The sequence below is a fragment of the Treponema endosymbiont of Eucomonympha sp. genome (assembly GCF_001028545.1).
The window spans coordinates 1-531 of sequence record NZ_BBPW01000497.1; the positions used below are offsets into that span (position 1 = coordinate 1).

Genomic DNA, 531 nt, shown 5'->3' on the forward strand with positions numbered 1-531 from the left:
GCGGGGAATTGCTACGCGCTATGCAAAGCTCACCGCTTCCTTCATCGCCGCCATTCATGTCAGGTGTTTGTTTCTCTACCTTCCAGTCCACGCTACATTTCGCCGTGTCTTGGTTTTCAGCGACAAGTCATCTCGGTTTATTTTACCCGTTTCACTATGCCGTTTACTTGTAATTTTACTGTTTCCAAATTCTCAAGCCCGTCATTGTCAACAACCTTTATGGCGATAGTATGGCTTCCTGTTTTGAACGAACAGGTTTGCGTTCCCGCCTTGTCAAGCAAAACCTGCGGCTTAAATCCTTTTTCCGCGTCATACATAAAGTCCCAGCTATAAAACTCGATTCCGGCGGGGCTTTGACCTGTTGCGGCAAACGCTATCTTCCGCGTTTTTTTTTCGTCCCGTTCCGCTTCGCTGATATGAACGCTGATAGCGGGCTTAACGGCAACGGGGACTATCTCTTCAACACGGAGCAGGCGGATGAGTATGCGTTCTTCGTTTTTAAGGCGCGAGGCTTCCTCTATCGCGCCCCTA

General features: G+C 49.2%; 1 protein-coding gene. It reads right to left on the reverse strand.

The window, feature by feature from the left end:
- Window positions 1–137 precede the first annotated feature (137 nt).
- Window positions 138–531, reverse strand: a 394-nt coding sequence (locus AWU74_RS12085) for a hypothetical protein (RefSeq protein WP_187150950.1), incomplete at its 5' end; no start/stop codon positions are given.